The organism is Kribbella sp. NPDC020701 (assembly GCF_055562215.1).
Genome location: NZ_JBVHFT010000007.1, coordinates 118,122 through 144,318, shown reverse-complemented (window position 1 = coordinate 144,318; position 26,197 = coordinate 118,122). Strand labels below are relative to the sequence as shown.

The window sequence follows — 26,197 nt, the reverse complement described above, 5'->3', positions numbered from 1 at the left end:
CAGCAGGAGCCATGGGCGAGAAGCATGTCGTGAGATTCGAACCTGTCGGCATCGAGATCGAGGTCGACGAGGAGCAGACGATCCTGCGCGCTGCGGCGGAGCAGGGCGTGATGCTGATGCACGGCTGCAAGGAGGGACAGTGCTCGTCCTGCAAGTCCTTCGTCCTGGACGGGGATGACATCGAGCTCGACCGGTACTCGACGTTCGCACTGCCCGACTACGAGCTGGACGAGGGCTACACGTTGCTGTGCCGCGCCCATCCTTACGAGGACCTGACGATCGAGCTGCTCAACTACGACGAGGACATGATCCGTTCCGGGTTGCCGATCCAGGAACGCACCGCCGAGGTGGTCGCGATCACGCCGGTCACCCACGACCTGCGCCATCTCGTCCTGAAGCTGGTGGATCCCGGCGAGCTGAAGTTCTTCCCCGGCCAGTACGTCGACATCCAGGTGCCGGGCTGGGACGCCACTCGCTCGTTCTCGATGGCGAACACGTCCAGCCGGGAGAGCGGTCAGCTGGAATTCGTCATCAAGGTCTACCCGGGCGGCATCTTCTCGGAGTTCCTCGACCGGGAACTGCAGGTCGGTCACCGGCTGGAGCTGTCCGGACCCTTCGGGGTCTTCACGCTCCGGGACAACCTCGACGCCCGGTTGATCTTCCTCGGTGGCGGGGCCGGGATGGCGCCGATCCTGGCGCTGCTGCGGTCGATGGCCGAGCGGGGCATCGATCGGCCGACGACGTTCTACTACGGCGCTCGCACACGCCGCGACCTGTGCTTCGAGGCAGAGCTCCGCGGGCTCGAACAGACGCTGCCGCGGTTCCAGTACGTGCCGGCCCTGTCCGAGGACGAGTGGGACGGCGAGATGGGTCTGATCACCGACGTGGTCCGGCGGTGCGAGCCGGACCTGACGGGGGCCGACGCGTACGTCTGTGGGCCGCCGCCGATGGTCGAGGCCGCGATCCCGTTGCTCGAGGGCCTGGGCGTCGTCACGAAGCGCATCTACTACGACAAGTTCACCACGACCGGCGACGCCGGTGACTCGAAGGTGCTGGAGGCAGAAAGCCGATGACCACCACACAAGACTCCGCCGCAGAGCGGAGCGTGCCGAAGCCGGTCTTCACCGACGCCGAAGCTGGCGCTCGCGTGTTCCCGGACTCGTACTCACGGCAGTTCAACTATTACACGCCGCAGAAGCGCAAGCAGAGCCACTACGAGGACGTGACCGTCGAGGTCCAACCGGATCCGCGGCACTACCTCACGCAGGGCTGGCTCTACGGGTTCGCGGACGGGCGCGGCGGGTATCCGCTGGACTGGACCGTGCTGAAGGCGTGGGGCTCGGACAAGCCCGTGCCGAAGCGCGGACCGGGCACCGGCGGCATGATCGTCGAGAACTGGCCGGCGACCGGCTGGCACGAGTTCCGCGACCCGAACGAGGAGTGGGAGCTCTCGCTCTACCGCTACAACTCCAACGTCGTCCGCCAGATCAGCCAGAACATCGAGGCCGCCCGGCAGTCCAAGGCCTTCGAGCAGTGGAACACCAACTGGGTGCGCTTCGTCGAGCACCACATCGGCGCCTGGATGCACGTCGACCACGGTCTCGGCCTCTACCTGTACGCGAACGCGAACCGGCGCGCACCGACGAACATGCACAACAACGCGATCTCGGTGAACAGCATGCACCGGATCCGCGCCGCCCAGGATCTCGCGCTGTACAACCTGACGCTGTCCGAGGAGATCGAGGGCTTCGACGGCAGCGCCCACCTGGAAACCTGGAAGTCCGACCCGGCCTGGCAGGGTGTCCGCGAACTCGCCGAGCGGCTGACCGGGATTGACGACTGGTGCGAGGCGATCTTCGCCGCGAACGTCGTGTTCGAGCCGATCGTCGGCGAACTGTTCCGTAGCCAGCTGGTCCAGCAGGCCGCGCCCAGGAACGGCGACTTCGTCACGCCGACCGTGGTCGGCGCCGCCGAGTACGACTTCGCCGAGCGCGACCTGCGCTACACGACGGCGATGTTCGAGCTGCTCACGAACGACCGCGAGTTCGCCGACCACAACAAGGCGATCATGCAGGATTGGGCCGCGGACTGGACCTCGAGGGCGTTGACGGCAGCCCGGACCCTGCAGCCGCTGTGGTCGCAGCCGGACGCGAAACCGCCACGGTTCGAGGACGGCCTCGACCGGGTCAAGAGCCGGTTCAGCGGCATCGTCACCTCGCTGGGCCTCGAAGAACCGAAGGAGTTGGCACAGTGACCACGCTCAAGGCATCCGTCGAGAGCCCCTTCAAGTCGAACAGCACCGCGTCCAACAAGGCCGGGTTCACCCTGATGAACAATCAGGTCGGCGCGGTCGTCGCCGAGGTGATGAGCCACCTGGACAACGTCACCGTGACGCCGCTGCCGTCGATGATCCGGGTCGACGCGGTCGGCCGGATGGACGTCGTGTACGACGAGGTCTCCGAGGCGCTCGGCGAGGAGCCCGGCTACTTCGACCAGGCCGAGTTCGAGGAGAACATGTCGACGCACTACGGCCGAATGATCCACACCGACGACCGGACGATCCTGGTCGCCAATCCCGAGGACGCGGCCGAGTACCTCGGCTTCGACCTGACCGCTTCCAAGTAAGGGGGTCCGGACGTGTACGAGAAGAACGGCGAGAAGTACTACGTGGTCGACAGCCACATGCACTTCTGGAACGCGGCGCCGGACAACTGGGTGCCGGGCGCGGAGCAGTACGCGAAGGGGTGGATCGAGTGCTTCCACGCGTACATGAGCCTGGCGCCGAAGGAGACCCACTGGCCGATCGAGAAGTTCATGAAGTACTCCGAGGACGACCTGATGAAGGACGTCTTCGAGGACGGCTACGTGGACGTCGCGGTGTTCCAGCCGACGTACCTGAAGGAGTGGTACATAGAAGGGTTCAACACCACCGAGCGGAACGCCGCACTGGGTGAGAAGCACCCGGGCATGTTCGTCCACAACACCCGGTTCGACCCGCGCGACAGTGACGCCGGGCTGGAGGAGCTGAAGCGCAACGTCGACCGGTACGGCTCGCGCGGCGTCAAGCTCTACACGGCCGAGTGGAACAACGGGTCCCGTGGCTACAAGCTCAGCGACCCGGCATCGTACCGCTATCTGGAGAAGGCCCAGGAACTCGGGATCAAGAACATCCACGTCCACAAGGGCCCCACGATCTGGCCGCTGGACAAGGACGCGTTCGACGTCTCCGACATCGACCACGCCGCGACGGACTTCCCCGAGCTCAACTTCATCGTCGAGCATGTCGGGCTGCCGCGGATCGAGGACTTCTGCTTCATGGCGACCCAGGAGCCCAACGTGTACGCCGGTCTGTCCGTCGTCATCGGCGGCCTGATGCACGCCCGGCCGCGGTTCTTCGCCAAAGTGATGGGGGAGCTGCTGTTCTGGGTCGGCGAGGACAAGATGACCTTCGGCAGCGACTACGGCATCTGGGAACCGAAGTGGCAGGTCGAGGGGTTCGTCGACTGGGAGTTCCCGGACGAGCCGGAGTTCGCGGACTACCCGCGGCTCGGGGTCGAGGGCAAGAAGAAGATCCTCGGGCTGAACGCGGCCAAGCTGTACGACCTGAAGGTACCCGACGAATACCAGCTCAAGGAGGCCGAACCCGCCGCGCAGGACGACGCGAAGCTGGTCACGCAGTAATGACAGCAATGGTGACGGAACGGTCCAGGGCGGTGCTCACCGCCCTGGACGCGGTCCGGGACCCGGAGCTGGACGAGCCGATCACGACGCTCGGGTTCGTGTCCACCTGCGTGGTGTCGGCGGCGGGCGACGTGGTCGTCCGGCTGCGCCTGCCGACGTACTTCTGCGCACCCAATTTCGCCTTCCTGATGGTCGCCGACGCGTACGACGTGGTCTCCGCGCTGCCCGCCGTACGCGCCGTCGATGTCGCCCTGGTGGATCACTTCGCCGCTGACCAGATCAACGCCGGCGTCGCGGCCCGGGCCGGGTTCGTGGCCTCCTTCGCGGGTGAGGCCGAGGACGAGCTGGACGAGCTGCGCCGGACCTTCGTGTCCAAGGCGGTCCTGGCCGGCACCGATCAGGTGTGCCGGCCGTTGATTGCCTCGGGCATGGATCCCGCGGAGCTGGCAGGCCTGACGCTGGGCGACGTACCACCGTCGGACGAGCTGGAGCGGTTGCGCCGGCGGCGGGCCGAGCTCGGCCTGCGCGCAGACCTGGCGGCGCCGCTGCTCCTGGACCCCGGCACCGGTGACGCGATCACCGGTGCCGGGGCGCCTAAGTATCTGGGCAAGGCACGCCTCACCCGGACCGGGATCGAGGCCAACACCGGCATCTGTAGGGGAATGCTGCGGCACCGGTACGCCGAGACCGGGGCCGGCGAGGAGGGATCGGGATGAAGGCGGTTCGACTGCACGGGTACCACCAGCAGCCAGTGGTCGAGGACGTACCGGAACCGGTCGTCAAGGGTCCGCTGGACGTGATCGTCAAGATCGGTGGCGCCGGCGTGTGCCGCACCGATCTGCACATCATCGAGGGTCAGTGGGCCGAGGCCATGCACCCGACCCTGCCCTACACGATCGGCCACGAGAACGCCGGCTGGGTGCACGAGGTCGGCTCGGCCGTGACCAATGTCCAGGTCGGTGACACCGTCATCCTGCACCCGACCCCGACCTGCGGGCTCTGCCAGGCCTGCCGGGCCGGCAACGACATGCACTGCGCGAACAGCACGTTCCCCGGTCTCGACAGTGACGGCGGGATGGCGGAGTACCTCCTCACGTCCGCACGCGCGTGCGTGAAGCTCGACCCGACGACCCGGCCAGAGGATGTCGCGGCACTCGCTGACGCCGGCATCACGGCGTACCACGCGGTGCGCAAGGCGATTCCGCTGCTGCCGCCCGGTACGACGTGTGTGGTGATCGGCGCCGGCGGGCTCGGCCACATCGGGGTCCAGTGCCTCGCCGCACTGACCGCGGCCCGGATCATCGTGGTCGACCGCAACCCCGAGGCGCTGAAGCTGGCCGAGCAGCTCGGCGCGGACCAGACGGTGGTTGCTGATGGCAAACAAGTTGCCACCGTGCTCGAGCTCACCGGTGGCGCCGGGGCGAACGTCGTCCTCGACTTCGTCGCCGAGCAGGGTGCCGAGCAGGACGGGTTCGCGATGACCGCGCCGGCCGGTTCGTACTTCGTCATCGGGTACGGCGGCCAGGTCCAGATCCCGACCCTCGACATCATCTCCACCGAACGCAACATCGTCGGCAACATCGTCGGCACGTTCAACGAACTGACCGAGCTGATGGCGCTCGCCCAGGCCGGCAAGGTCACGCTGCACACCCGCACGTATCCGCTCGACGCGGCCGCCGAGGCGGTCGCCGATCTCGACGCCGGCCGGGTCCGTGGCCGCGCGATCCTCGTTCCGTAGGTTTCTTGACAGGTAGTAGACGACCGGGAGGGCACTCATGGCCAAGGAACTGCGATTCGGTGAGCAGGCGCGGATGCTGATGCTGTCCGGTGTCGACCAGCTGGCCGAGGCGGTGAAGTCGACTCTGGGCCCGAAGGGGCGCAACGTCATCCTGGAGAAGATCACCGGCTCGCCGGTGGTCACCAACGACGGCGTCACCATCGCCCGGGAGATCTTCCTCAAGGACCAGTTCGAGAACATGGGTGCCCAGCTGGTCAAGGAAGCCGCGATCAAGACCAACGACATCGTCGGCGACGGCACCACCACGGCGACCGTGATCGCGCACGCGATCGTCCGCGAGGGCATGCAGGCGATCGGGACCGGCGGCAACCCGGTGCTGGTGAAACGTGGGATCGACCTCGCGGTCGGCAGGCTCGTCGAGCGGCTCCGCGAGGTCGCCCACCCGGTCGTCACCGAGCAGGACTTCGCCCGGGTTGCGGCCATCTCGGCCAACGACGACGACCTGGTCGGAGCGGTGATCGCGAAGGCCCTGCACACCGTCGGCGACGGCGGGATCGTCACGATCGAGGAGTCGGCCACGCACGGCATGAGCGTCGACTTCGTCGAGGGATTCGAGTTCGACAACGGCTACCTGTCGCCGTACATGGTCACGGACCCCGGCAGCCTGCAGGCCGTTCTCGACGACCCCTACATCCTGTTGTGCAGCGAGAAGATCAGCAAGGTCCAGGAGATCATGCCGCTGCTGGACAAGATCATGCGCGAGCCGCGGCCGCTGGTGATCATCGCGGAGAGCCTGGAGGGGACCGCGCTCAGCATGCTGGTGCACAACCATGTGAACGGTCTGTTCCAGTGTGTCGCCGTCAAGGCACCGGGCTTCGGTGATCGGCGGCTGCACAAACTGGAGGACATCGCCGCGATCACCGGTGGTGCCGTTTACAGCCGGCACTCCGGATTCACCCTCGAGTCGATGACCCTGCACCAGCTCGGCCGCGCGGAGCAGGTCCGGGTGACCGCGGACCGTGCCGCCATCGTCGCCGAGCCCGGTCATGAACAGGAGGTCGCGTTCCGGATCGCGCAGCTGCGCGCCGAACTGGAGCGGGCCACCTTCGGAGTCGACGAGGACGTGCTCACCGAACGCATCGGGTCGCTGTCCGGCAAGGTCGCGGTCATCCGGGTCGGTGCGCCGACCCCGGCCGAGCTGAAGGAGCTCCAGCACCGGGTCGAGGACGCGTTGTCGGCGACTCGGGCCGCGATGGCCGAGGGCATCGTGGCCGGTGGCGGTATGGCCCTCCTGCATGCCGCGTCGGCTCTCGACGATCTCGACGTCAAGGGCGACTACCAGACCGGGGTCGAGATCGTCCGGCGGGCGCTGCGTGAGCCGGCGTACCTGATCGCGGCGAACGCGGGCTACAACGGCGCGGAGGTGCTGGAGCGGACCTCCCAGCTCGGTGTCGACGACGGCTTCGACGCCCTCGAAGGCCGCTACGGCAACATGCTCGAGATGGGCATCATCGACCCGCTCCGGGTCGCTCGCTCGGCCCTCCAGAACGGCGCCTCGGTGGCCGGTCTGCTGCTCACCACGAACACCCTGATCGCCGAGGAACAGACGCCGTGGGGCGGCAGCCCTGCCCTGATGACCGAGTACGGCGCCTTGGACGAAGGCCTGCACCAACCGTCACCCGACTCCAGCACCCCGCAATCGCTCGGTCTGGGCCCCTCCGTCGGCTGACACCCTCCGGGCCGCCCTCAGCTTCGGCTGAGGGCGGCCGTGGGTCACAGACCGCGGATGGTGAACGGTTTGCTGTAGCCGGCCTGATACTGCCAGCACCTCGGGAAGTACACGCGGTAGATCACGTTGCCGACGTACGGCGGTTGCGCGAGGACCGTGAATCGCCCGCTCTGCCGGACCACGGCCTGGCTCACCCCGCGCCAAACCGTCGCGCCGTACAGGCGCTGCAGGATCACCGGGCAGCTCGCGGGTGCACCGGCGACCGAGCCGTTGACGGGGACGATCGTACCGACCTTGACGCTTGTCTTGGACGGCGTCGCGGCGACGATCCCCGGCCGGGCGACCCACCAATGGAGCCCCGCGGTGTCGAACGCCCGGCCGCGCAACCGGACACAGTTCAGCGCGTCCGCGGCGCCGGCCGGGAAACTCCGTTCGACGACGCCTGCGGTATTGGTGAGGTAGCGGTCCCCGTCGTACTCGACACAGAGGTTGTCGAAGGTGATCTGGACGTTGATCCGGCTGCCGTACGGCTTGCCGGTCGTGGCGTCGGTGATCGCGACCCGGGCCTTGTACGCCGAACCGAACGGCACCACCTTCGGGATGATCGAGACGCCGATCTTCGGCAGGTGCACGCCGGTGACGGTGATCGTCGGGCCGGCGAACGGGGTCGGGGTCGTCATGCTGCCGTTGGAGCCGTCGATGATCTGGCCCTCCATGACTCCGTTGACCTTGAACGTCCCGTTCGCCGTCGACGGTACGTACAGGAAGCCCGTCCAGGTGCCGCTCTCGTTGGTCCCGGAGGCCAGCGTCAGGAGTGCCGCGACCATGTATCTCGCCGGCCCGGTGCCACCGGTGCGATCGAGGAACACATTGAGATAGATCGTGTACGACCCCGTCGTGGTGTACCCGCCGACCACCGTGACCGGCACAGCCACGGTGTTCAGTCCGGACACGACAACCGACGTACGCCCGAGCGTGACGCTCGTGACCTTCAGGTTCGGATCAACGAAACTCGTCATCTCCGGTACGGCGCTCGCGACCGGCGCCGGCATCGCCCCCAGCACCAGCGCTACCGCGACGGTCACAACCGCCCAGATCTTCGTCCTCATGTCCGCAGGGTGGCACGATGATTCCTTGTCGCGCTAGCCTCAGAATCCCTTTATTTGTTGGGGAATCCCGAAATCTCGCCGGGGCGCAACGATCGCCGGACAATCCACGGCCGGGCGCAACTTCTGGGTCCGAACGTGCATCTATAGAGGCCAGATGGACGCCAGCTGGTGCAGCGTGAGGGACTCCAACCGGAGGGGAGCCGTGGTGGTGAGTTGAAGGCCGTCGCCGGTGGAGGCGGTGTCGAAGTCGACGTTGTAGCACGCGTAGTAGGCGCCGTCGGCCGCGAAGATCGCCAGCTGCCCGCGGTCGACGAGGAGGCGGATGGTGAGGGTGCCGTCGGCAGCCAGCGGTACGCCGTCCAGCAGGGCGGCTCCGATGTCGTAGCTGACCTCATGGGCGGCCGATCCGCCGGACCCCGTGCGCAGCCGGAAGGTGAAGGAACCGGCCGGGGTCGCGGTGAGATCAATGGTTGCCTCGAGCTCGTAACTGGTGGAGGCGTCGTCGATGAGGAGGGGGGACTCCGCGGTGAGCTGTTCCGGGCCCCAGGTCTTCGTCGATCGACGCAGTGAGGCGATCTCGTCGACCGGCAGGCTGAACAGCCGGGGCCCGTCCGGCGTCGCGACCAACCGCTGCTGTACCGCGAAGCTCGCGTTGCCGGTCCAGGTCGAGCCGTGGTTGAGCCCCTGCCACGCCATTGTCACCACGCGTCCGTCCGGCAGGTTGTCGAACGACTGCGCCGCATAGTAGTGACCGGCCGCACCACCCGGGTTCACGGTGACCGTATGCGCCTCGGTCCAGTCCGTCCGGAACTCCCGCCCGTCGAAGTCGCCGACGACGTACGTGCCCCGTCCGTCCCGGAGCACCCAATGCACCGTGCCGTCCAACTCCATCGGCGTGAAGTCCGGGCACTCGAAGAACCAGTCCGCGACGTACCGTCCGGTCCGTTCCCACGTCCGCAGGTCGGGCGACACGAAGAAGTCCGTCCCGTTCCCGTCGTTGTCCGACCACACCACCATCGCCCAGGTCTGGGTCGGCTCGTGCCAGACGACCTTCGGGTCCCGGCTCTCGTGACCGCTCGGCCGGGCGATCACCCGGCCCTCGTCGTACGCCGTGAATGTCATGCCACCGTCGATACTGTAGAACGTCCGGACGCCCTGCGTGCCGGTGAAGACGAAGATCGGATCGTGGTCTCCGTCCTTCAGTCCGGACGTGTTCCGTACGTCGACCACGCCGCCGCCGGACCACAGGTCGCCCACGTGGACAGTGGGATCGAGAGCGTTGGGTTGTTGCTGCCAGTGCACCAGGTCGGTGCTGGTGGCGTGACCCCAGTGCATCGTGTCCCAGACCAGGTTGTTCGGGGCGTGCTGGAAGTAGAAGTGGTAGGTGCCGCGGTAGTGGAGCAGTCCGTTGGGATCGTTCATCCACCCGGCCCGCGGGCTGAAGTGGAACTGACCGCGGTTGGATTCCTGATAGTCGGTCATGGAAGCCCTTCTAACGTGGACGGCGGTGCTCGCGGGACGGAAGCGGTGGCAGGTCGTTCGCACCACCCGGCAGCTGGTACCAGTAGGCGACACTGGAGATGTCGTCGCTGCGTTCGAAGTGCCCGTGATCCCAGGCACCGATCTGCTGCAACGTGATCCGCAGTCGCTGGTGGAAGATCACCGGATCCGGCAGATGCCATCGGTACATGCCGTGCGACTGCAGCGTGCTGGTGACGAACGGCGAGTGGCCCGTGGTGTCCTCGGCCGAGTAGAACGGATACCCGCAGTACGGCGCACTGAAGGTGAGCGGCACGGGTGGGGGATTGGTCCGCAGCGCATCCTGGAAGGCCCACGCGCCACCGGCGTAGTCCTCGAGTCCGGTGCTGCACTGACTCGGGTAATCCTCGTCGTCGTCGAGGTAGAACTTCACCTCGCCCTCGCCCCACCAGAACCGCTCCAGCGCGGTCAGGCCGATGTAGGTGCCGACATAGTTGCCGCTACCAACGATCCCGTCGAGGATGACGTGGTCTTCACCCGGAGCGGTGGACGCGTTGCTGCGTCGCCAGTGCGCGTGGAACAGCGCGGTGTCGTCCGCGAGTTCGTCGTCCACCGTGCAGTCGATCTGGTAGTAGATCCCGCCGATGGTGCCCGGGTGCTCGTTGGTCAGCTCGATCCGGGCGTGGCGGTGGTACGGCATCGGGAAGTAGCTGTTCAGCCCGCCGGTCGGCGCGACCGCGATCGGCTCCGACGTGACGAGCGCGCGCTGGCCGAACCCGTTGCAGAAGAAGTCGCCGAGCGGTACTTCGACCGCCGGCTGCTCGTCGTCGTCCCACCACATCCGCAGCACGAGATCCCGCAGTACCCAGGGACCGGCCGCGGTCTTGTCCGGCACAGTCATCCAGAGGTGGCGGATCGTGCCGGGACCGGTGATATCGGCCAGCGTTGCCGTCTCGCCCGACTCCAGCGAGATCGCCGGCCGGCCTTTGCGGGAAGGGCCGAGCGCCGAAGCCGTCATGGCTGCCTGTCCGGGTGCGCCGGTCGGGTTCTCCGCGTTGATGGACCGGCTCCGGCGGCGGCCGGGCGATCGAGTCAGTGCAGACCAATCCGTCATGAGTCCCTCATTCGATCGATGACCGTGCGCTACCTAACAGGTGTTAGGTCCGCAGTGTCAAGGTCCGATCCGGAACCCGGGCGGGGTCGGCGAGCCGGGTCAGCCGGGCGGTGGTGTGGCGACGGTGCCGCGGAGCACGGGGACGCAGGGGAGGCGCTCCGTGCGGGGTTCCCCGGACCCCTTGCCGGCGATCCGGGCGACCAACTCCGCGACGGCACGTTGCCCCATCTCGCGGTGCGGCAGCGCGATGGTGGTGAGCCCGGGCGGGACCTCGGCAGCGAGGAACTGCTCGTCGTCGTACCCGACCACCGACAGGTCGTTCGGCACGGACAGCCCGAGCGATGCCGCGGCCAGGATGACCCCGGTCGCGCCACGATCGTTGGCGGCGAGGATCGCGGTCGGCCGGTCGGGGCTCTGCAGCAGTTCGAGCGCGGCCGCATGGTTGGAGCCGACGCTGTAGCTCGCCGGGACGATGGTGCCGTGGATCGGCAGGCCTGCGGCCTTCATCCCGGCGGTGAACCCGCGGACGCGCTGCACGGTGGCCGGCGCGTCGCTATTGCCAGTAATCAAGGCGATGCGACGGTGGCCGGCGGCGATCACGAGGTCGACGGCCGCGCGTCCGCCGCCTTCGTCGTCGGGAATGAACGCCGGCAAGGAGCCGTCGGCAACGAACGCGTTGGCCAGCACGAGCGGAACGCCTGGTGGTACGTCGATCTGGTCCAGCTGCCGCAGTCCGGCGTCGGCGTAGATCAGCCCGTCCACGTCCCGGGCACGCAGGGTCGCGAGCGCGCCATCGACGTACGACGGATGTTGCCAGGTATCGATGGTGAGGATCATGTAGCCGGCCTCGAGCGCCACATCACTGGCCGCCGACAACAGTGGACCGGCGAACGGCGCGCTCGCGATGGCGTCGGTGACCAGGCCGATGGTTGCTGTCCGCTGGCGGCGCAGGTTCACCGCGGATGCGTTCGGCACGTAGCCCAACTCGTGTGCGATGGCCCGGATCCGCTTCTGCTTCTGCGCGTCGACCATCCCGTCGCCACGCCCGTTGAGCACCAGCGACACCGCGGACCGCGAGACCCCGGACGCCTTCGCGATATCCGCCGACGTCACCCGCCGCTTGCTCATGGCGCCAGCATCTCACGCAGAATCACGTGGTTTCCGGGTGGGGAACAGGGGTGCGGTGAGAATCGGAGTACTGGATGTCGGGTCGAATTCGGCCCAGTTACAGGTGGTCGAGGCGTCGCCGGGTGCGCCGCCGCTGCCGACACACGCGGTGAAGCACGCCACGCTGCTCGGCGAGGCGATTCAGCCGGACGGCTCGATCACCGACGAGGGAGTCGACCGGGTGATCACCGCGGTCCGCGACACCGTGGCCGCCGCGCGGGCACTGCAGGTGGAACGTTTGTTCGCCTTCGCGACGTCGGCCGTCCGGGACGCGGTCAACGGCGGCGAGATCGCCGCTCGGCTGGAAGTCGAGGCCGGTATCAAGCCGAGGTTCCTGACCGGTGAGGACGAGGCGCGGCTGACCTACCTGGCCGTCCGGCGCTGGTACGGCTGGTCGGCCGGCCGGTTGCTCGTTCTCGACATCGGCGGCGGGTCGATGGAGATCGCGCTCGGCCGCGACGCGCGGCCCGAGCTAGCGGTCTCGCTCCCGTTGGGTGCGGGCCGGCTGACCAGGGCGTTCCTGCCCGACGATCCGCCGACGAAGCGGCAGTTGCGCGAGGTGCGGCAACACACGCGGTCGACGCTTCGTGAGGTGTCGGACCGGCTTCGGTGGGAGGGCGATCCCAAGCGGGTGATCGCCAGTTCGAAGACGTTCAAGCAACTGGCCCGGCTGGCCGGCGCTCCGTCGCAACGCACCGGTCCGTTCGTACGGCGTCGTCTGCGCCGTGCTGATGTGGCTGCGTGGATTCCCCGGCTGGCGGAGCTTTCGACCGCCGAGCGGGCCCGGCTTCGCGGTGTCTCCGAGGCGCGCGCCCGGCAGATCGTTGCCGGGGCCATCGCCGCGCATGCGGTGATGACGACGCTCGACATCAAGCGGCTGGACGTATCGCCGTGGGCGCTGCGGGAGGGCATCATCCTGCACCACCTGGAGACGGTGATGCATCAGGAGCAGCCACTCACCCTGGATTCCCTGCAGCCGGTCGAGGTGCTCGAAACCGCCGGCACCCCACCGGCCAACGTGACCCGGATGCCGTATGCGTCTTCGCCAAAGTCATCCTGATCAGCCGGGCTACTCCCGCCGGCGCCGTGGGAGTGGCTTCAGCTATGCCGATACCAAGGGCAAGGCGATCAAGGACACCGACGTCGTCGAGCGGATCCGGACCTTGGCCATCCCGCCCGCGTGGACCGACGTGTGGATCTGCCCTTACCCCAACGGGCACATCCAGGCGATCGGCACGGACGAGGCCGGGCGGCGCCAGTACCTCTACCACGACGACTGGCGGACGGCCCAGGACGCGGACAAGCACGACCGAGTTCGTCAGTTGGCGCGTAAGCTGCCCGCGTTCCGGGAGGCGGTCGACGCCGATCTGTGTACGGAGGGGCTCGACCGGCAGCGGGTTATCGCGGTCGCCTTGCGCATGCTCGACTACGGCGTCTTCCGGACCGGCAACACCGAGTACGCCGAGGAGTACGGCAGCCGCGGGGCCGCGACGCTGCTGCGTGACGACGTCCGCGTCAGCAAGGGCAACGTGGTGTTCGACTTCGTCGCCAAAGGCGGACAGGACCGGACCATCGAACTCGATGACGATCGGCTCGCAACCGCCGTACGGTCCCTGAAGCGTGGCCGGCACGACAACCCGCTGCTGCTCGTGTACCGCGACGACGACGGCTATCACGAGATCGATGCCGGCATGATCAACGAGCGTTTTCAGGAACTGGTCGGCGACGACTACACGGTCAAAGATCTGCGCACCTGGACTGCCACCGTGCACGCCGCCGTGGATCTGGCAGAGGCCGATCCGCCCCGCACGAAGAAGGCGCTGAACGCCGCGGTCAAGGAGATGCTCGAGGAGGTGTCCGAGCACCTGGGCAACACGCCGACCGTCGCGCGGGCGTCGTACGTCGATCCTCGCGTCGTCACGCAGTACGAGCACGGCCACACCATCGCGGACGCCGTCGACCGGGTCGGCACCGATCTCGACGACGAAAAGACCCGCGGCACCCTCGAACGCTCGGTCAATCGCCTGCTGGACCGAGACTCCCGCGGCTAGCGTTCGGGGTTCGGGGTACTGGGGATGCCGTGAATGATGACCGGCTCCTCGACCTGGCTCAGCGGCTCGCGCGGACGCTGACTCCCGGCGACCTCGATCACACGCTCAGTCGCATCACGGCGGCGGCGGTCGAGTCCCTGCCGGAAACCGACTACGCGAGTATCACCGTCCTGCACTCCGACGGCCGGCTGGAGACGGTCTCGCCCACCGATGACGTGCTGTGGGGCGTCGACGCCGCGCAGTACGAGTTGCGTGAAGGACCTTGCTACGAGGCGGCGGCTGATTCCGTTCATATCGCGTCACCTGATCTTGCCCACGATGAACGATTTCCGAAGTACGCCGCGAGCGCAGTGGCTGCCGGTATCCGGGCGCAGGCGGGCATTGCGCTCTTCACCGCTCCGAAGTCCCGGGGCGCCCTCAACCTGTACGCCCGCAAGCTCGGCGCCTTCCGTGATCTCGGTGCCATCGGCGAACTCTTCCGCCATCAGGCCGCGATGGCGATCGACTATGCCCGCGAGATCCACAACCTGCGCGAGGCGGTCGGCACCCGCACGATGATCGGTACGGCGGTCGGCATCGTGATGGAGCGCTACCACCTGACCGACGAACGCGCGTTCGCCTTCCTCACCCGCGTCTCCCAGGACGGCAACATCAAGCTCCGCGAGGTGGCCCGCCGCCTGATCGAGACCTCCCGCGACTGATCGGCGTGGCCGCGGGTACCGGTTTCGAATGGCACGAGCAGGGGAGTTGATCGCGGGCCGGTACCGCGTCGCCGAGGCGATCGGGCGCGGTGGGATGGGTGAGGTCTACCGCGCGACGGACGAGGTTCTGGGGCGGGAGGTGGCCGTCAAGCTGATGCTGCCGGTTCCCGAGACGCTCGCGGTCTCGGAGCGTTTCCTGCGGGAGGCGCGGGCGGCGGCACGGATCCGCGATCCACACGTCGTCGTGGCGTACGACTTCGGTGCCCACGGGGATTGCTCGTACCTTGCGATGGAGCTCGTGAGCGGTCGCACGGTGGGCGACGAGCTGAAGCGGACGGGGCCGTTTCCGGCGGAGCGGGCCGAGTACGTCGTACGGCAGGCAGCGGCCGGGCTGGCGGCGGCTCATCGGCAGGGGATCGTGCATCGCGACGTCAAGCCGGGGAACCTGTTGCTGGCCGAGGACGGGACGGTGAAGGTCGCCGATTTCGGCATCGTGCGTTTCCTTGACGAATCCACGACGACGATGACCTCGGCAGGTCACATTGTCGGCACGAGTCACTTTCTGTCGCCGGAGCGTGCGCTGGGTCAGCCGGCCGGGCCGGCGTCCGATATCTACGCGCTGGGTTGTGTGCTGTACCAGTTGGTGACCGGACAGCTCCCGTTCGTTGCCGATGAGCCCGCTGCGATCCTGTTCCAGCACGTGGAGCGTGCACCGGTCCCGCCGAGCGAGCTCCGTCCGGAGCTGGCCGGCGACCTCGAGGCACTGGTGTTCTGGATGCTCGCCAAGGACCCGGTCCGCCGCCCGACCGCGGCCCAGCTCGCCGCCGGCGCGAAGCCGCCGAACGGCATCGACCCGGAAGCCGACACGGCCGAGATCACAGCCCTTCCCGTACCCCGGACGCCCTCGAGAACCGTTTTCGCCGGAGTGGGGGCGGCGCTCGCACTCGCCCTGTCGGCCGCCGGCGGCCTCGTCCTGGACACCCGAGGTGTGGACCTCCCGGCAACCAGCGATTTGTCTCCGACCGAGACTCCCTCAGTCACTCCACGCACCACGCCGCCGCCGACCGCGACGGCCCCGACGGTCACCCACAAGACGACCATCACCAACCATTCGCAACCGCCACCTCGATCGAGTCCGGCCAAAGCCAAGCCGGCCCCCGGCGACCACCCCTCGCAGGGCAAACCGGACAAGCCGAAGGGGCCGAAGAAGCCCAAGCCCTGAGGTCAGCCGGGCAGTTTGCGGGTGTCGGCCTGCGGCGCGAACTGCACGACTGCATCGACGGTCCACCATGAACCCCAACCAGGCAGTATGTCAGCAGAGTGGTTACAGGCGGCCCTGCTCGGCCTGCTGGAGGATCTGGGTCGCGATCGAGGTCAGAGTCTCGCCGTCGTGAGCCGGCCATTCGATCAGCATCTGGTAGGCCTCGGCCATGTCGAGGTTGTACCTCTCGGCGAGGACGCCCTTGGCCTGTTCGATCACGATGCGGCCATGGAGCGCCTCGCTGATCCGAGTGACGACCTGCGGACCGGACAGGTCGGTGCCTTGGACGATCACCGCGGTCGCCATATCGGCGAAGGCCTGGGACAAGGCCAGGGTGGTGTCCTCGAGCGGGTTGTCGTTGCGGTGGAAGGTGTTGAGGGCGCCGATCGTTTCGCCCTGCCAGAGCATCGGACTGGTCTGGACCTGGGTGTAGCCGGCCGCGGTGATCGCCTGCCCGACCTCGCCCCAGCGCCGGATCATCTCCTCGGTCCTCGACACGTAGAGTGCCTGGCCGGTGTTCAGGGTTTCGAGGCAGGGTCCGGCGTCGCGCTGGATCTGGTACAGCTCGAGTTCCACGACGGCGTGCGAGGTCGCGGCCAGGAGTTCGAACTGCCCGCCGTCCGTGCGGACGAGAATGCCGAGGGCTGCCGCTCCAGTGAGTGATCTGCAGTCGTTGAGCAGGCCGTTCAGGGTTCCGGCCACGTCATGAGGTCCGACCATCGCCGCAGCGGCGTTGGCGAAGGCCTGGGATGCGTTCGCAGCGATCATGCTGGAGAAGTCCCCCCATCAGAATCAGTGTTGCTGTCACGAGGAGGCCGCGGAGGCGACGGCCGGGTCGTGTTGTCAGGGTCGGAGAAGCGCAACTCGCGGTTCACCACGAGTCGGGCGACGGCACCGAGGCTGAAGCCGTGCGTGAACGCGTGGGCCCGCAGCAGTGCGACAGCGTCGGTGGTGTTGAGCTTCAGTTGCACGACCACCATCCCGGTGGCTTGGTGGATGGTGGCCCGTTCGGACCAGCCGCGGCGGCCGAGGTCCTCGAGGTAGCTGTCCGGGTTGTGCAGCAGCGCCGTACCGATCGCGTCGGCCAGGAACTGCGCGATCTCCGCGTCCGGAAGGCCGGCCGACGACGTACGGTGAATGGTCATGACGCCGAGGACGTGGCCGGCCGGGCTGATCGGTACGGCGTGGATGATGAGTTCTCCGACCGCCGCCCGGGCAGTGGCTGCAAAGGTCGACCAGTCACTGGCCGCGGCATGCAGATCGAGAGTGGTGATGGTGTTCGATCGGTAGGCCTGCATGCTGGGTCCCTCACCGAGAACCTCGTGCAGCTCGTCCAGGCGAGTGGCCGCGGCGCTCGTGCTGTGCAGCATCATCCGCTCCGGGAGTCCGTTGGCCAGGGTCAGGGACACCCCGTCACCTCCGAGGATCTCGAGGTACGCCTGGCACAGGCGCGACTCCAGCGGATCACCGGTGGGATTGGCAATCGCCCGTGCCAACTGGGCCAGGAGCTCACCCTTGTCGGGTGCTGCCATGTAGAGGACCTTCTTCCTGCCGATCCGGATGCGGCGACCCGTCTCGGCGCGGCCCCCCTGGCCGTAACCGCAGTAAGATCCAAACACTACTCCTATCCGGGCCTCTTCGGGCTGGTATCACCCGGGCAGGCGGCGGGTATCGATCAGTTCCTGGGCGACGTCGCGCAGCTTGCGATTGGACTGTTGGGAGTAGCGCTTCAGGACCTCGAACGCCCGGTCGGCGTCCAGGTCGTAGCGCTCCATCACGATGCCCATCGCCTGTCCGATCAGCTTGCGCGCATCGATCGCCTGGAGCAGCGCGGCTTCCTGGCGCGCGGTCGCGATCGCGACCGAGGCGTGCTCGCCCAAGATGTGCGCCACCGCCAGATCATCGGCGTCGAATGCGTCCGGGAGCTGGCTGAACAGACTGAGAACTGCGGCGACACGCCCGGCGGCCAGCAGCGGCACGTGGACCACGCTGCGGATGCCCGCATCCCGGAGCCGGGTGCGCCACGCCGGCGACCACTGCGTGTCACTGGCTACATCGGTGACCACGACCATGCTGCCCTCTTGGATCGCGGTGATCACCGGGCCTTCGCCGGCGTCGATCTGCAGTTGGTAGAAGGACGCGACGTGGGGATCGGTGAGCGCCAGTACTTCCAGCCGCCGGGTGCTGCCGATCAGCGCGATCCCCGCATAGCTGCACTGCAGCGCGGACAGCGCGAACTGCACGACGGCCTCGACCGTGTTCTCCACGCCCTCGGCCTCATGCAGCTCCGTCGCCAGCCGTCCGAACACGTCGGCGCCCGCGCGATCGGCCGAGGTCCGGCGATCCGCGGCGGCGAGCGTGTCCGATTCTCGCGGCCCACCCATAGACCAATCATCCACCCGAGAGCCGCCGGGACGAGTTCGAATCCGTAACTTCCTGATGTCTTCCCGCCCGGGGCGCGGGAGTGGGCCGGGGAACCGGGGACGGCGTACGGTTATCGGACCGTGGATCGAGGTGTCAGGTGCGTCGCTGGGTGACGCCCGCGTTCCGTCTGCTGCTCGTACCGGCAGGCTGTGCAGATCGACGTCCTGTGACGCTGCCGGTGGCTGTTGCCCTCGGCAAGCAGCACCTCTGGAAGGGATCGCCCGCTACTGAGAACACCGCTGGGCTGGGGATCCGAAAGCCCTCGGACCCCCAGCCCGCGGCTGTCAGGGTGTCGCTGTGTACTGGACCACGTCGGTGCGCAGTACGTCGCCGGAGACCTTCACGATGCGCAGCGTGTGGGCCGCATCGTTCAGGCTGGTGCGGGTGAAGACCTCGCGGGTCGTGACACGCGCGGGGTTGGACAGGTTGACCTGGCCCGCGAGCTTGCCGTCGAGGTAGACGTCGGCTTCGCCCTGGTCCGGAGCCAGTGCCGTGGACCAGCTGACGCCGGTGCCCTTGAAGGCGAACTCGAAGGCCGCGCCGTTGGCTGTCGTGGCGTGGACGTCGTCGCGATAGTCACCACGGAAGCGGAAGTCGAGCTTCGTGGTGCCGGTCGGCTGGGTCGCGAGGTACGCCTTCTTGATCGTCACGGTCTGGCCGTCGACGGTGTAGTCGGTGCCCTTGACCAGGTCGGTGCCGGCGTTCGCGATCCCGGCCAGCTCGCCCGGGTCGCGACCGATCTGGGTGGTGACATCGGCCTGGGCGGACGGCTGCTTGTCGAAGGACGCCGTACCCGGGTTCAGCAAGCTCTCCTGCCGGACGACCAGCTTGTCGACCAGCATGAACTGACCCGACTTCTTGACGCCGCGGATCGTGTGGCTGCCGTTCGGCAGGTCCGAGATGCTGAACACCGTCTGCTGCGCGGAGCGTCCGTCGGCATGGGTGTCGACGGTCTGCTTGAGGGCGCCGTCGATGTAGATGTCGACCTGGCCCTGCGACGGATCCTTCTCCGTCACGTAGTCGACGCCGGTGCCGACGAAGCTGTAGCTGAAGGCGTCGTCGTTGGTCTCGGTGTACTGCACGTCGTCTTGATAGTCACCGAGTCCACGGCCCGTGCTGCGGCTCCACGAACCGGTGTAGACGATTCCCGGGTCATCGTTGTTCAGCTCAACCGTGCGTACGCCGGAAGTCGCCGGGTTGGATGCCGGGGGAGTGCCGGTGTCCGTCACGGTCACGGTCAGCGGCTCCGAGACCGCGGGAACCTCACGGTTGCCGTTGCGCTGCCAGTCGCCCTGGTACGAAACCCGCAGATCGTCGTCGTTGACGCGGATCGTCGAGCCCTTCTGCGGCGTGACCTTGAACAGCCGAACGCCATGCGGAGGTACGGTCGCCGCCGTGTAGCTGGAGGCGAACGTGCCGAGGTCCTTCTTCGCCCACAGGTCGCGCACCTTCGCGGAGCCGGTGAGTCCGAGGTCCGCCCAGTTCGCGGTCATGTTGGCCTCGGTGGTCCCGAGGTTGAACAGGGCAACGGTGTAGGAGCTGTCCGCGTTGAGGGAGTACCAGACCTGGCGGTTGGTCTTGGTCGACACCGGTTGCGCGGGACGGCCGGCCTGGTTGACCGCGATCACCTCGGGGTTCGTCAGCAGTTCGAGGCCGTACGAGTCGAGGTTGGTCATGTCGTTGCCGATGTAGAACGGAGCCGCGGACACTGCCCACAGGGTTGCCGCCGTACGGCGCTCGTCCTTGGTCAGACCGTCCATGGTGCCGTTGCCGACGTCGAGCGAGTCGAGGTCGTTCCAGCCGCCCGGTCCGCCGTGGCGCCACCAGTCGGCCACCTTCGGAAAGAGCCGCGCGATGTTCGGCCAGGCCGTCAGCGCCTCACCCTGGCAGTAGCACTCGACGTCCCAGTCCAGACGCCAGCCGTTCGCGACCGACCTCCAGTAATCGGCGTAGTTGATATCGAGCGCCCAGGACAGCTCGAGCCAGATCTTGTGGGTGGCGAGCGCCTGCGACCAGCCCTTGACCTCGTCGCGGGCGTCGAGGGACAGATCGTTGTGACCCGAGCCCGGCGTCACGCTGTCGAACTTCAGGAAGTCGACACCCCACGAGGCGAACACGTCGGCGATCGAGTCGATGTACGCCTGGGCGCAGGGCTTCGTCATGTCGATGCGGTAGCCGAAGCCCCAGTAGTCGCCCTGCTGGTGGGGTTGCACCGCCAGATCGCCGGTGGTGCAGCCGGGGTGGCCGTACACGGGAAGGTTCGCGTCCAGCAACGCCTGGGAGATCCCGGGGATGCTGTAGAGCCCGACCTTCTGGCCGTTGGCGTGGATGTGGTCGATCACGGCCTGCAGGCCGTTCGGGAACAGCGTCTTGCTCGGCACGGGCCGGCCGTACCCGTCGATGCCGCCGTTCCAGCCGGCGTCGATGTTGATGTACTTGTATCCGAACGGCTGGAGCTTTTTGTGCATCGCGTCCGACTGGGCGATGATCTGGTCCGCCGTGATCCAGCTGCCGGTCTTGTACACCTGCATGCTGTAGCTGCTCCAGCCCATGTAGGGCTTCTGCGCCGCCGCACCCGCCGGTCCGAGACTCGTACTCGAGGTCACGGTCGCCGGAGTGCTGATGGTCGCCGCGCTGGTGACGCTCGACTTCGTGGTGTCTCGGTGCGGCCCCTGCGGCGGCCCACTCGCGCCTGGAGCGGCCGACGACGTCGCGGCTGGGAGCAGCGCACCGACTGTGACAGCGGTGATGACGCCTTGCATCGCCTTCTTTCGAAGGGATCTGATCATGAGCGGTGACCTCTCTGATGATGCCGACAGCCGAGCGCCCCGGTCTCCGAAACCAGGATCCGATAGGATATTGGGCCCTTTACTTAACTCTGTCAAGATTCAAACGGCCAAAGCTGCCAACACCGCGTCACCGCCACGCGGGGGGCGTTGATGAGCTAGGTCAGTTCGGGGCCGCGCCTGGGTCGGGGAGGTCGTCGCGGATGTGGAAGAGGCGGTGGAGCATGGTGACGGTGATGGTGGACTTGAGCTGTGGGCGCAGATGGGCCAGGTAGAGGGTGCCACCGGCCGCCTCGGTCATGTTGTGAACGCGGACGAGGGCGCCGAGGCCGCTCGAGTCGCAGAAGGCCAGGTCTGCCAGGTCCACGACCAGTGGGCGTCCGGACTCTGCCAACGGCTGCACGACTCGCAGAAAGTCGGCGTTCGTACCGAAGTCCATCTCTCCGGAGACGCTGATCAGGATGTCCGGGCCGCGGTCCACCACCTCGACCGTCAGCTGATCGTCACCCATCGCCGCTGCCTCGCAGCTTCCGGGTGTCGATCAGCTCCTGGGCGACGTCGCGCAGCTTGACGTTGTGCTCCTGCGAGTAGCGCTTGAGGATCTCGAAGGCGCGGGTGTCGTCGAGGTCGAACAGGTCTCGCTTGCCGTTGACCCGGGCTTCGGTCAGTCCGTCGGTGTAGAGCAGCAGCATGTCGCCCGGATCGAGCGTGATGCGAGTCTGCGGGAACCGTGACGAAGGCAGGATGCCGATCAGCGTGCCGTCCGGACTGACCATGTAATCGCAGCTGCCGTCGGCACGAATCAGCAGTGGTGGCGGATGACCGCCCGACGCGAACTCAACCGCGACCTGGCCGGTCTCGAGGTCACTCCGCAGAGTCCCGAACACGGCCGTGCAGTAGCGATCGTCGCCGCCCGCGTACCGCTCGTGCAGTACGCCGTTCAGCGTGTCGAGCGCAGCAGTCGGGTCATGTATCGCGGCTGCCCGCAGGGTGTAGCGAGCCACCGAGGTCACCGCGGCAGCCTCGGGACCCTTGCCGCAGACGTCGCCGAGGAAGAAGCCCCAGCGCTCGCTGTCGATGGCGAACACGTCGTAGAAGTCGCCGCCGAGCTCGTCGGGCGAGGCCGTGTGGTAGTACGCCGCGGTCTCCACCCCCGGCACCGCCGGTATGGTTGCTGGAAGCAAGGACTGTTGCAGGAGCGAAGTGGGTCTCGTGGTAGAGCTTCCCGCCGACGGTCAACAGGTCGACGAACCGAAGTCGTCCCACCACCGCATCACGGGTCATACCGAGCCAGTCGAGCAACGTGCTGTTGACCTTGACGATCGTGCCGTCCATCGACGTCGACAGCAGTCCGCAGGGGGCGGTCTCGTACGCCTCCTCGGTGCTGTCGGTCATTTCAGGCCCGCGAGGAATTCCACGATCGCCTTGTTGGTGGCGTCAGGCGCCGAGAGGTGCGGGCAGTGACCGGTCGCGTCCAAGGTGACCAGGGTCGATCCCTCGACGGCGGCGTGCACATAGGCGCCGACCTCACGCGGTGCGATCACGTCCTCGGTCGACTCCAGCACCAAGGTCGGCACCCGGACCGAGGCCAGATCCGGGCGGGAGTCGGTCAAGAACGTCGTACGCGCGAAGACCCGAGCCATCGCGGGATCAGTGGCGCAGAAGCTGGTGGTGAGCTCGTCGCCGAGCTCGGGTCGATCAGGAGTACCCATGATCGCCGGCGCCATCGCTGCCGACCACCCGAGGTAGTTCGACTCCAGTGAGCTCAGCAGTTCCTCGATGTCCTCAGCGCTGAACCCGCCGTGGTAGCCGGCGTCGTCGAGGTAGCAGGGGGAGGGCGCGACCATCACCAGCGCACTGATGCGCTCCAGCGCCCTTCCGCGCGGCCAGTACGCCGATCATCGCGCTGACCGAGTGTCCGACGAACACTGCCTCACTCAGGTCCAGCGCGGCACAAACCTCGACCACATCGTCCGCGTACCCACCGAGCGAGGAGTAGCGCACCTCGTCGAACGCCGACAGATCGGACCGACCGGATCCGACATAGTCGAACAGCACCACCCGGTGATCCCGAACCAACGCAGGAACAGTCAACCGCCACATGTTCTGGTCACACCCGAACCCATGCGCGAGCACGACGGTCCGGCCATCCGGATTCCCGACGACGCTGACCCTGTTCCTGCGCAAGACGTCCACCCAGCCATCCTCGCAGCACCTCTCCCCGCCGACGACGAATCGACCAACCGAAATCGGGGCACTGGAGGCGCAGAAGCGGCGGGGCTCTCGGGGGCTCAGTGGCTTTAGGTCCGGGCCCGTTCAAACCAGCAGCGGCCCCGGACCGCTTCTATGTGTTGAGCACGGTGAGGGCGTTCTGGATGCCCTGCTCGAGAAGCTGATCGGAGAGCTCGGGATCGGCCAGGGCGCGGGCGAGTTGCATCGTTCCGACCATCAGGGCGTAGGCGCTCAGCACCGTCATACGCGCCGATTCCGGATCGTGGGGCGCGAGTTGGGCGGCGATGTCGTCGATGAACGCCAGCACGCCGTCGGTGTAGGCCTGCTTCGTCGCGTCCGGGCAGCGTCCGATCTCGTCGAGGAGAGCGGCCGAGGGGCACCCTTCCCCGGGGTTGTCGCGGTGTGCGGGGGACAGGTACTCGCGGACGATCCGTTCGATCCCGGCGCGATCCGTCGCGAGGGAACTGAGCCACTCGCGCTGTCCGCGGAGCTGGTCGGCGACAACGGTGGCGACCAGATCGTCCTTGGAGTCGAAGTGGGCGTAGAAGGCGCCGTTGGTCAGGCCTGCGTCCGCCATGAGTGTCGCGACGCCCGAGCCGTCGATCCCGTCCCGCTTGAGCCGGCGGCCGGCCGTCTCGGTGATCCGCTGCCGGGTGGCCTCCTTGTGCTCCTTGCCGTACCGCGCCATCTACTCCTCCAGTCGCCTCGCCACTCCCAGTAATTAGATTACATCCATACGCCAATTTTGCCGCAGAGGCTTGCCGGGTCCATAGAATTATGATCATAATCTAAAACATCGACACATCGACAGCTGAGCAACCACAGAAGGAGCAGCAATGAACGAGTCACCAGCCGTGCACGGGAGCCTGACGACGTCCTGGCGGGACGCCCCCACGCGGACCCTCTCCGCGGACGGAGTCCGGTTCGCCTACCGGGAGCTCGGCCCGACGACCGGCCTACCGGTGGTCTTCCTCACCCACCTGGCCGCCGTACTCGACAACTGGGACCCCCGCGTCGTGGACGGCATCGCTGCCGAGCATCGGGTCGTCACGTTCGACAACCGCGGTGTCGGCGCCTCCAGCGGGTCAACGCCGACGACCATCGAGGAGATGGCGAGGGATGCGGTGACCTTCATCCGCGCCCTCGGCTTCGATCAGGTCGACCTGTTCGGGTTCTCGATGGGCGGCATGATCGCGCAGGTGATCGCCCGGGAAGAGCCGCGGCTCGTGCGCAGGATGATCATCGCGGGAACCGGTCCGGCCGGCGGCGTGGGCATCGACAAGGTGACCCGCATCTCCTACCTCGACACCGCGCGCGGACTGCTCACCCGCCAGGACCCCAAACAGTTCCTGTTCTTCACCAGGACCCCGAACGGGATCCGCGCCGGCAAGGAGTTCCTCGCCCGACTGGAAGAGCGCACCAACGACCGCGACAAGGCCATCACCGTGCGCGCGTTCCGCGCTCAGCTCAAGGCCATCCACCGCTGGGGCCTGGACAAGCCCGCGAACCTGGCGACTATCCACCAGCCCGTCCTCGTCGCGAACGGCGACAACGACAAGATGGTCCCCACCTCGAACACCGTCGACCTCGACCGGCGACTGCCGAACAGCCAGCTCGTCATCTACCCCGACGCCGGTCACGGCGGGGTGTTCCAGTTCCACGACGACTTCGTCCAGCGCGCCCTGCGGTTCCTGTGAGCCCGCGACCGCAACCGGAGACATCGTGAAGGCCTTCATCATCGACCGGTATCAGAGCACGGACGGCCTCCGGGCCGCCGAAGTGCCGGTTCCGGAGCTGCGAGACAACGACGTACTGGTTCAGATCCATGCGGCCGGCGTGAATCCGATCGACGCCAAGATCAAAGACGGCGAGTTCAAGCGCATCCTGCCGTACCGCCTTCCGTTGATCCTCGGCAACGACCTGGCCGGAGTCGTCGTCCGGGTCGGCCCTCGGGTGCAGCGGTTCACGCCGGGCGACGAGGTCTACGCGAGACCCGACAAGGATCGGATCGGTACCTTCGCGGAGTTCATCGCAATCAGCGAAGACGATCTGGCGGCGAAGCCGGTATCACTCACCATGGAACAAGCCGCTTCCCTTCCGATGGTCGCCCTGACCGCCTGGCAGGCGCTCGTCGAACGGGCGAACGTGCGCCCGGGCCAGAAGGTACTCATCCACGCAGGCTCGGGCGGTGTGGGGACGGTAGCAATCCAGCTGGCCAAACATCTCGGCGCAATCGTGGCCACGACGACGAGCACCGCCAACGTCGAGTTGGTGAAGGGCCTCGGAGCCGATGTGGTCGTCGACTACAAGAAGGAAGACTTCGCCACGATCCTGCACGACTACGACGTCGTACTCGACCCGCTGGGCGGAGAGACCCTCGAGAAGTCTCTGCGAGTACTGCGACCCGGCGGAACCGTCATCGGCATCGCAGGTCCACCCGATCCTGATTTCGCGCAAGAGATCGGAGCGTCGTGGTTCGTGAGGCTCGCCATGACCCTGCTGAGCTACCGCATCAAGAAGCAGGCACGCCGCCGGCAGGCGACCTATTCGTTCCTCTTCATGAAGGCAAGCGGCAACGAACTGCGCAAAATCACCACACTCGTCGACGCCGGCACCATCCGCCCAGTCATCGACAAGGTCTTCCCCTACGAGTCGACCAAAGACGCGCTGGCCTACGTCGAAACCGGCCGCACCCAAGGAAAAGTCGTCGTCACGATGAGATGAC

General features: G+C 67.2%; 26 protein-coding genes. 13 read left to right on the top strand and 13 right to left on the bottom strand.

From position 1 onward, the window contains the following. Window positions 1-29 precede the first annotated feature (29 nt). Genes ACZ3HV_RS18475 through groL form a run of 7 tightly spaced genes read left to right on the top strand, consistent with a single transcriptional unit; the run spans window position 30 to window position 7,148 of the window. Complete coding sequence (locus ACZ3HV_RS18475; protein WP_465685810.1) at window positions 30-1,073, top strand: FAD-binding oxidoreductase; 1,044 nt, start codon at window positions 30-32, stop codon at window positions 1,071-1,073. After that, complete coding sequence (locus tag ACZ3HV_RS18470) at window positions 1,070-2,254, top strand: ferritin family protein (RefSeq protein WP_465685808.1); 1,185 nt, start codon at window positions 1,070-1,072, stop codon at window positions 2,252-2,254. Before ACZ3HV_RS18475 ends, ACZ3HV_RS18470 begins: the two co-directional genes overlap by 4 nt. Beyond that, window positions 2,251-2,625 carry a propane 2-monooxygenase effector subunit MimD gene (gene mimD / locus ACZ3HV_RS18465; RefSeq protein ID WP_465685806.1) on the top strand — a complete coding sequence of 125 codons (375 nt, stop codon included), beginning with the start codon at window positions 2,251-2,253 and terminating at the stop codon, window positions 2,623-2,625. The genes ACZ3HV_RS18470 and mimD overlap by 4 nt, the downstream gene beginning before the upstream one ends. Before the next feature lie 12 nt (window positions 2,626-2,637). Next, window positions 2,638-3,681: an amidohydrolase family protein gene (locus ACZ3HV_RS18460; protein WP_465685804.1), complete on the top strand. Its 1,044-nt coding sequence runs from the start codon at window positions 2,638-2,640 to the stop codon at window positions 3,679-3,681. 8 nt (window positions 3,682-3,689) lie between these two features. Further along, window positions 3,690-4,397, top strand: a complete 708-nt coding sequence (locus ACZ3HV_RS18455) for an iron-sulfur cluster assembly protein (RefSeq protein ID WP_465685802.1) — start codon at window positions 3,690-3,692, stop codon at window positions 4,395-4,397. Further along, on the top strand, window positions 4,394-5,419 hold the full coding sequence (locus tag ACZ3HV_RS18450) for an NAD(P)-dependent alcohol dehydrogenase (protein ID WP_465685800.1): 1,026 nt from the start codon (window positions 4,394-4,396) through the stop codon (window positions 5,417-5,419). The genes ACZ3HV_RS18455 and ACZ3HV_RS18450 overlap by 4 nt, the downstream gene beginning before the upstream one ends. A 37-nt stretch (window positions 5,420-5,456) precedes the next feature. Continuing rightward, the gene (groL, locus tag ACZ3HV_RS18445; RefSeq protein WP_465685799.1) at window positions 5,457-7,148 is read left to right on the top strand and encodes a chaperonin GroEL; all 1,692 of its coding nucleotides are present in this window, start codon (window positions 5,457-5,459) and stop codon (window positions 7,146-7,148) included. Between the two features lie 44 nt (window positions 7,149-7,192). Here groL and ACZ3HV_RS18440 read toward each other — a convergent pair whose 3' ends face one another. The 4 genes from ACZ3HV_RS18440 to ACZ3HV_RS18425 all read right to left on the bottom strand — a co-directional run bounded on the left by ACZ3HV_RS18440 (window position 7,193) and on the right by ACZ3HV_RS18425 (window position 11,978). Further along, window positions 7,193-8,257 (bottom strand): hypothetical protein, encoded by a 1,065-nt coding sequence (locus ACZ3HV_RS18440; RefSeq protein WP_465685797.1) that lies wholly within the window; start codon window positions 8,255-8,257, stop codon window positions 7,193-7,195. A gap of 141 nt (window positions 8,258-8,398) precedes the next feature. After that, on the bottom strand, window positions 8,399-9,739 hold the full coding sequence (locus ACZ3HV_RS18435) for a glycoside hydrolase family 32 protein (protein WP_465685795.1): 1,341 nt from the start codon (window positions 9,737-9,739) through the stop codon (window positions 8,399-8,401). Window positions 9,740-9,749: 10 nt separating this feature from the next. Further along, entirely contained in the window at window positions 9,750-10,850 is a 1,101-nt protein-coding gene (locus ACZ3HV_RS18430; protein ID WP_465685793.1) for a glycoside hydrolase family 172 protein, read from the bottom strand. A 99-nt stretch (window positions 10,851-10,949) separates the two neighbouring features. Further along, window positions 10,950-11,978 carry a LacI family DNA-binding transcriptional regulator gene (locus ACZ3HV_RS18425; protein ID WP_465685791.1) on the bottom strand — a complete coding sequence of 343 codons (1,029 nt, stop codon included), beginning with the start codon at window positions 11,976-11,978 and terminating at the stop codon, window positions 10,950-10,952. Window positions 11,979-12,033: 55 nt separating this feature from the next. Here ACZ3HV_RS18425 and ACZ3HV_RS18420 point away from each other — a divergent pair, with 55 nt between their 5' ends. The 4 genes from ACZ3HV_RS18420 to ACZ3HV_RS18405 are packed head-to-tail and all read left to right on the top strand — an operon-like array spanning window position 12,034 to window position 15,991. Continuing rightward, window positions 12,034-13,077, top strand: a complete 1,044-nt coding sequence (locus tag ACZ3HV_RS18420) for a Ppx/GppA phosphatase family protein (RefSeq protein ID WP_465685789.1) — start codon at window positions 12,034-12,036, stop codon at window positions 13,075-13,077. Continuing rightward, complete coding sequence (locus tag ACZ3HV_RS18415; RefSeq protein ID WP_465685787.1) at window positions 13,052-14,068, top strand: DNA topoisomerase IB; 1,017 nt, start codon at window positions 13,052-13,054, stop codon at window positions 14,066-14,068. The genes ACZ3HV_RS18420 and ACZ3HV_RS18415 overlap by 26 nt, the downstream gene beginning before the upstream one ends. A gap of 29 nt (window positions 14,069-14,097) precedes the next feature. Further along, the gene (locus tag ACZ3HV_RS18410) at window positions 14,098-14,769 is read left to right on the top strand and encodes a GAF and ANTAR domain-containing protein (protein WP_465685785.1); all 672 of its coding nucleotides are present in this window, start codon (window positions 14,098-14,100) and stop codon (window positions 14,767-14,769) included. A gap of 28 nt (window positions 14,770-14,797) precedes the next feature. Continuing rightward, window positions 14,798-15,991 (top strand): serine/threonine-protein kinase, encoded by a 1,194-nt coding sequence (locus ACZ3HV_RS18405; protein WP_465685783.1) that lies wholly within the window; start codon window positions 14,798-14,800, stop codon window positions 15,989-15,991. 102 nt (window positions 15,992-16,093) lie between these two features. On the opposite strand, the gene ACZ3HV_RS18400 is transcribed toward ACZ3HV_RS18405, so the two are convergent. The 9 genes from ACZ3HV_RS18400 to ACZ3HV_RS18360 form a co-directional block, all read right to left on the bottom strand. Beyond that, a complete protein-coding gene (locus ACZ3HV_RS18400) occupies window positions 16,094-16,798 on the bottom strand; it encodes a GAF and ANTAR domain-containing protein (RefSeq protein ID WP_465685781.1) in 705 nt (234 codons plus the stop codon). Then, window positions 16,795-17,562: a GAF and ANTAR domain-containing protein gene (locus ACZ3HV_RS18395; protein WP_465685780.1), complete on the bottom strand. Its 768-nt coding sequence runs from the start codon at window positions 17,560-17,562 to the stop codon at window positions 16,795-16,797. Before ACZ3HV_RS18395 ends, ACZ3HV_RS18400 begins: the two co-directional genes overlap by 4 nt. Window positions 17,563-17,679: 117 nt before the next feature. Further along, entirely contained in the window at window positions 17,680-18,414 is a 735-nt protein-coding gene (locus ACZ3HV_RS18390) for a GAF and ANTAR domain-containing protein (protein ID WP_465685778.1), read from the bottom strand. 324 nt (window positions 18,415-18,738) lie between these two features. Continuing rightward, window positions 18,739-21,243, bottom strand: a complete 2,505-nt coding sequence (locus ACZ3HV_RS18385) for a X2-like carbohydrate binding domain-containing protein (protein WP_465685776.1) — start codon at window positions 21,241-21,243, stop codon at window positions 18,739-18,741. A 160-nt stretch (window positions 21,244-21,403) separates the two neighbouring features. After that, complete coding sequence (locus ACZ3HV_RS18380) at window positions 21,404-21,751, bottom strand: STAS domain-containing protein (RefSeq protein ID WP_465685774.1); 348 nt, start codon at window positions 21,749-21,751, stop codon at window positions 21,404-21,406. Continuing rightward, entirely contained in the window at window positions 21,744-22,400 is a 657-nt protein-coding gene (locus tag ACZ3HV_RS18375) for a PP2C family protein-serine/threonine phosphatase (RefSeq protein WP_465685772.1), read from the bottom strand. Before ACZ3HV_RS18375 ends, ACZ3HV_RS18380 begins: the two co-directional genes overlap by 8 nt. Window positions 22,401-22,631: 231 nt before the next feature. Then, entirely contained in the window at window positions 22,632-23,087 is a 456-nt protein-coding gene (locus tag ACZ3HV_RS18370) for an alpha/beta fold hydrolase (RefSeq protein ID WP_465685770.1), read from the bottom strand. Further along, window positions 23,026-23,436 (bottom strand): alpha/beta fold hydrolase, encoded by a 411-nt coding sequence (locus ACZ3HV_RS18365; RefSeq protein WP_465685768.1) that lies wholly within the window; start codon window positions 23,434-23,436, stop codon window positions 23,026-23,028. Before ACZ3HV_RS18365 ends, ACZ3HV_RS18370 begins: the two co-directional genes overlap by 62 nt. Window positions 23,437-23,584: 148 nt before the next feature. After that, complete coding sequence (locus ACZ3HV_RS18360) at window positions 23,585-24,160, bottom strand: TetR/AcrR family transcriptional regulator (protein WP_465685766.1); 576 nt, start codon at window positions 24,158-24,160, stop codon at window positions 23,585-23,587. A 148-nt stretch (window positions 24,161-24,308) separates the two neighbouring features. Here ACZ3HV_RS18360 and ACZ3HV_RS18355 point away from each other — a divergent pair, with 148 nt between their 5' ends. Both ACZ3HV_RS18355 and ACZ3HV_RS18350 read left to right on the top strand, forming a co-directional pair. Further along, window positions 24,309-25,169, top strand: a complete 861-nt coding sequence (locus tag ACZ3HV_RS18355) for an alpha/beta fold hydrolase (RefSeq protein WP_465685764.1) — start codon at window positions 24,309-24,311, stop codon at window positions 25,167-25,169. Between the two features lie 25 nt (window positions 25,170-25,194). Then, the gene (locus ACZ3HV_RS18350; RefSeq protein WP_465685762.1) at window positions 25,195-26,196 is read left to right on the top strand and encodes an NADP-dependent oxidoreductase; all 1,002 of its coding nucleotides are present in this window, start codon (window positions 25,195-25,197) and stop codon (window positions 26,194-26,196) included. The last annotated feature ends 1 nt before the right edge of the window (window position 26,197 follow it).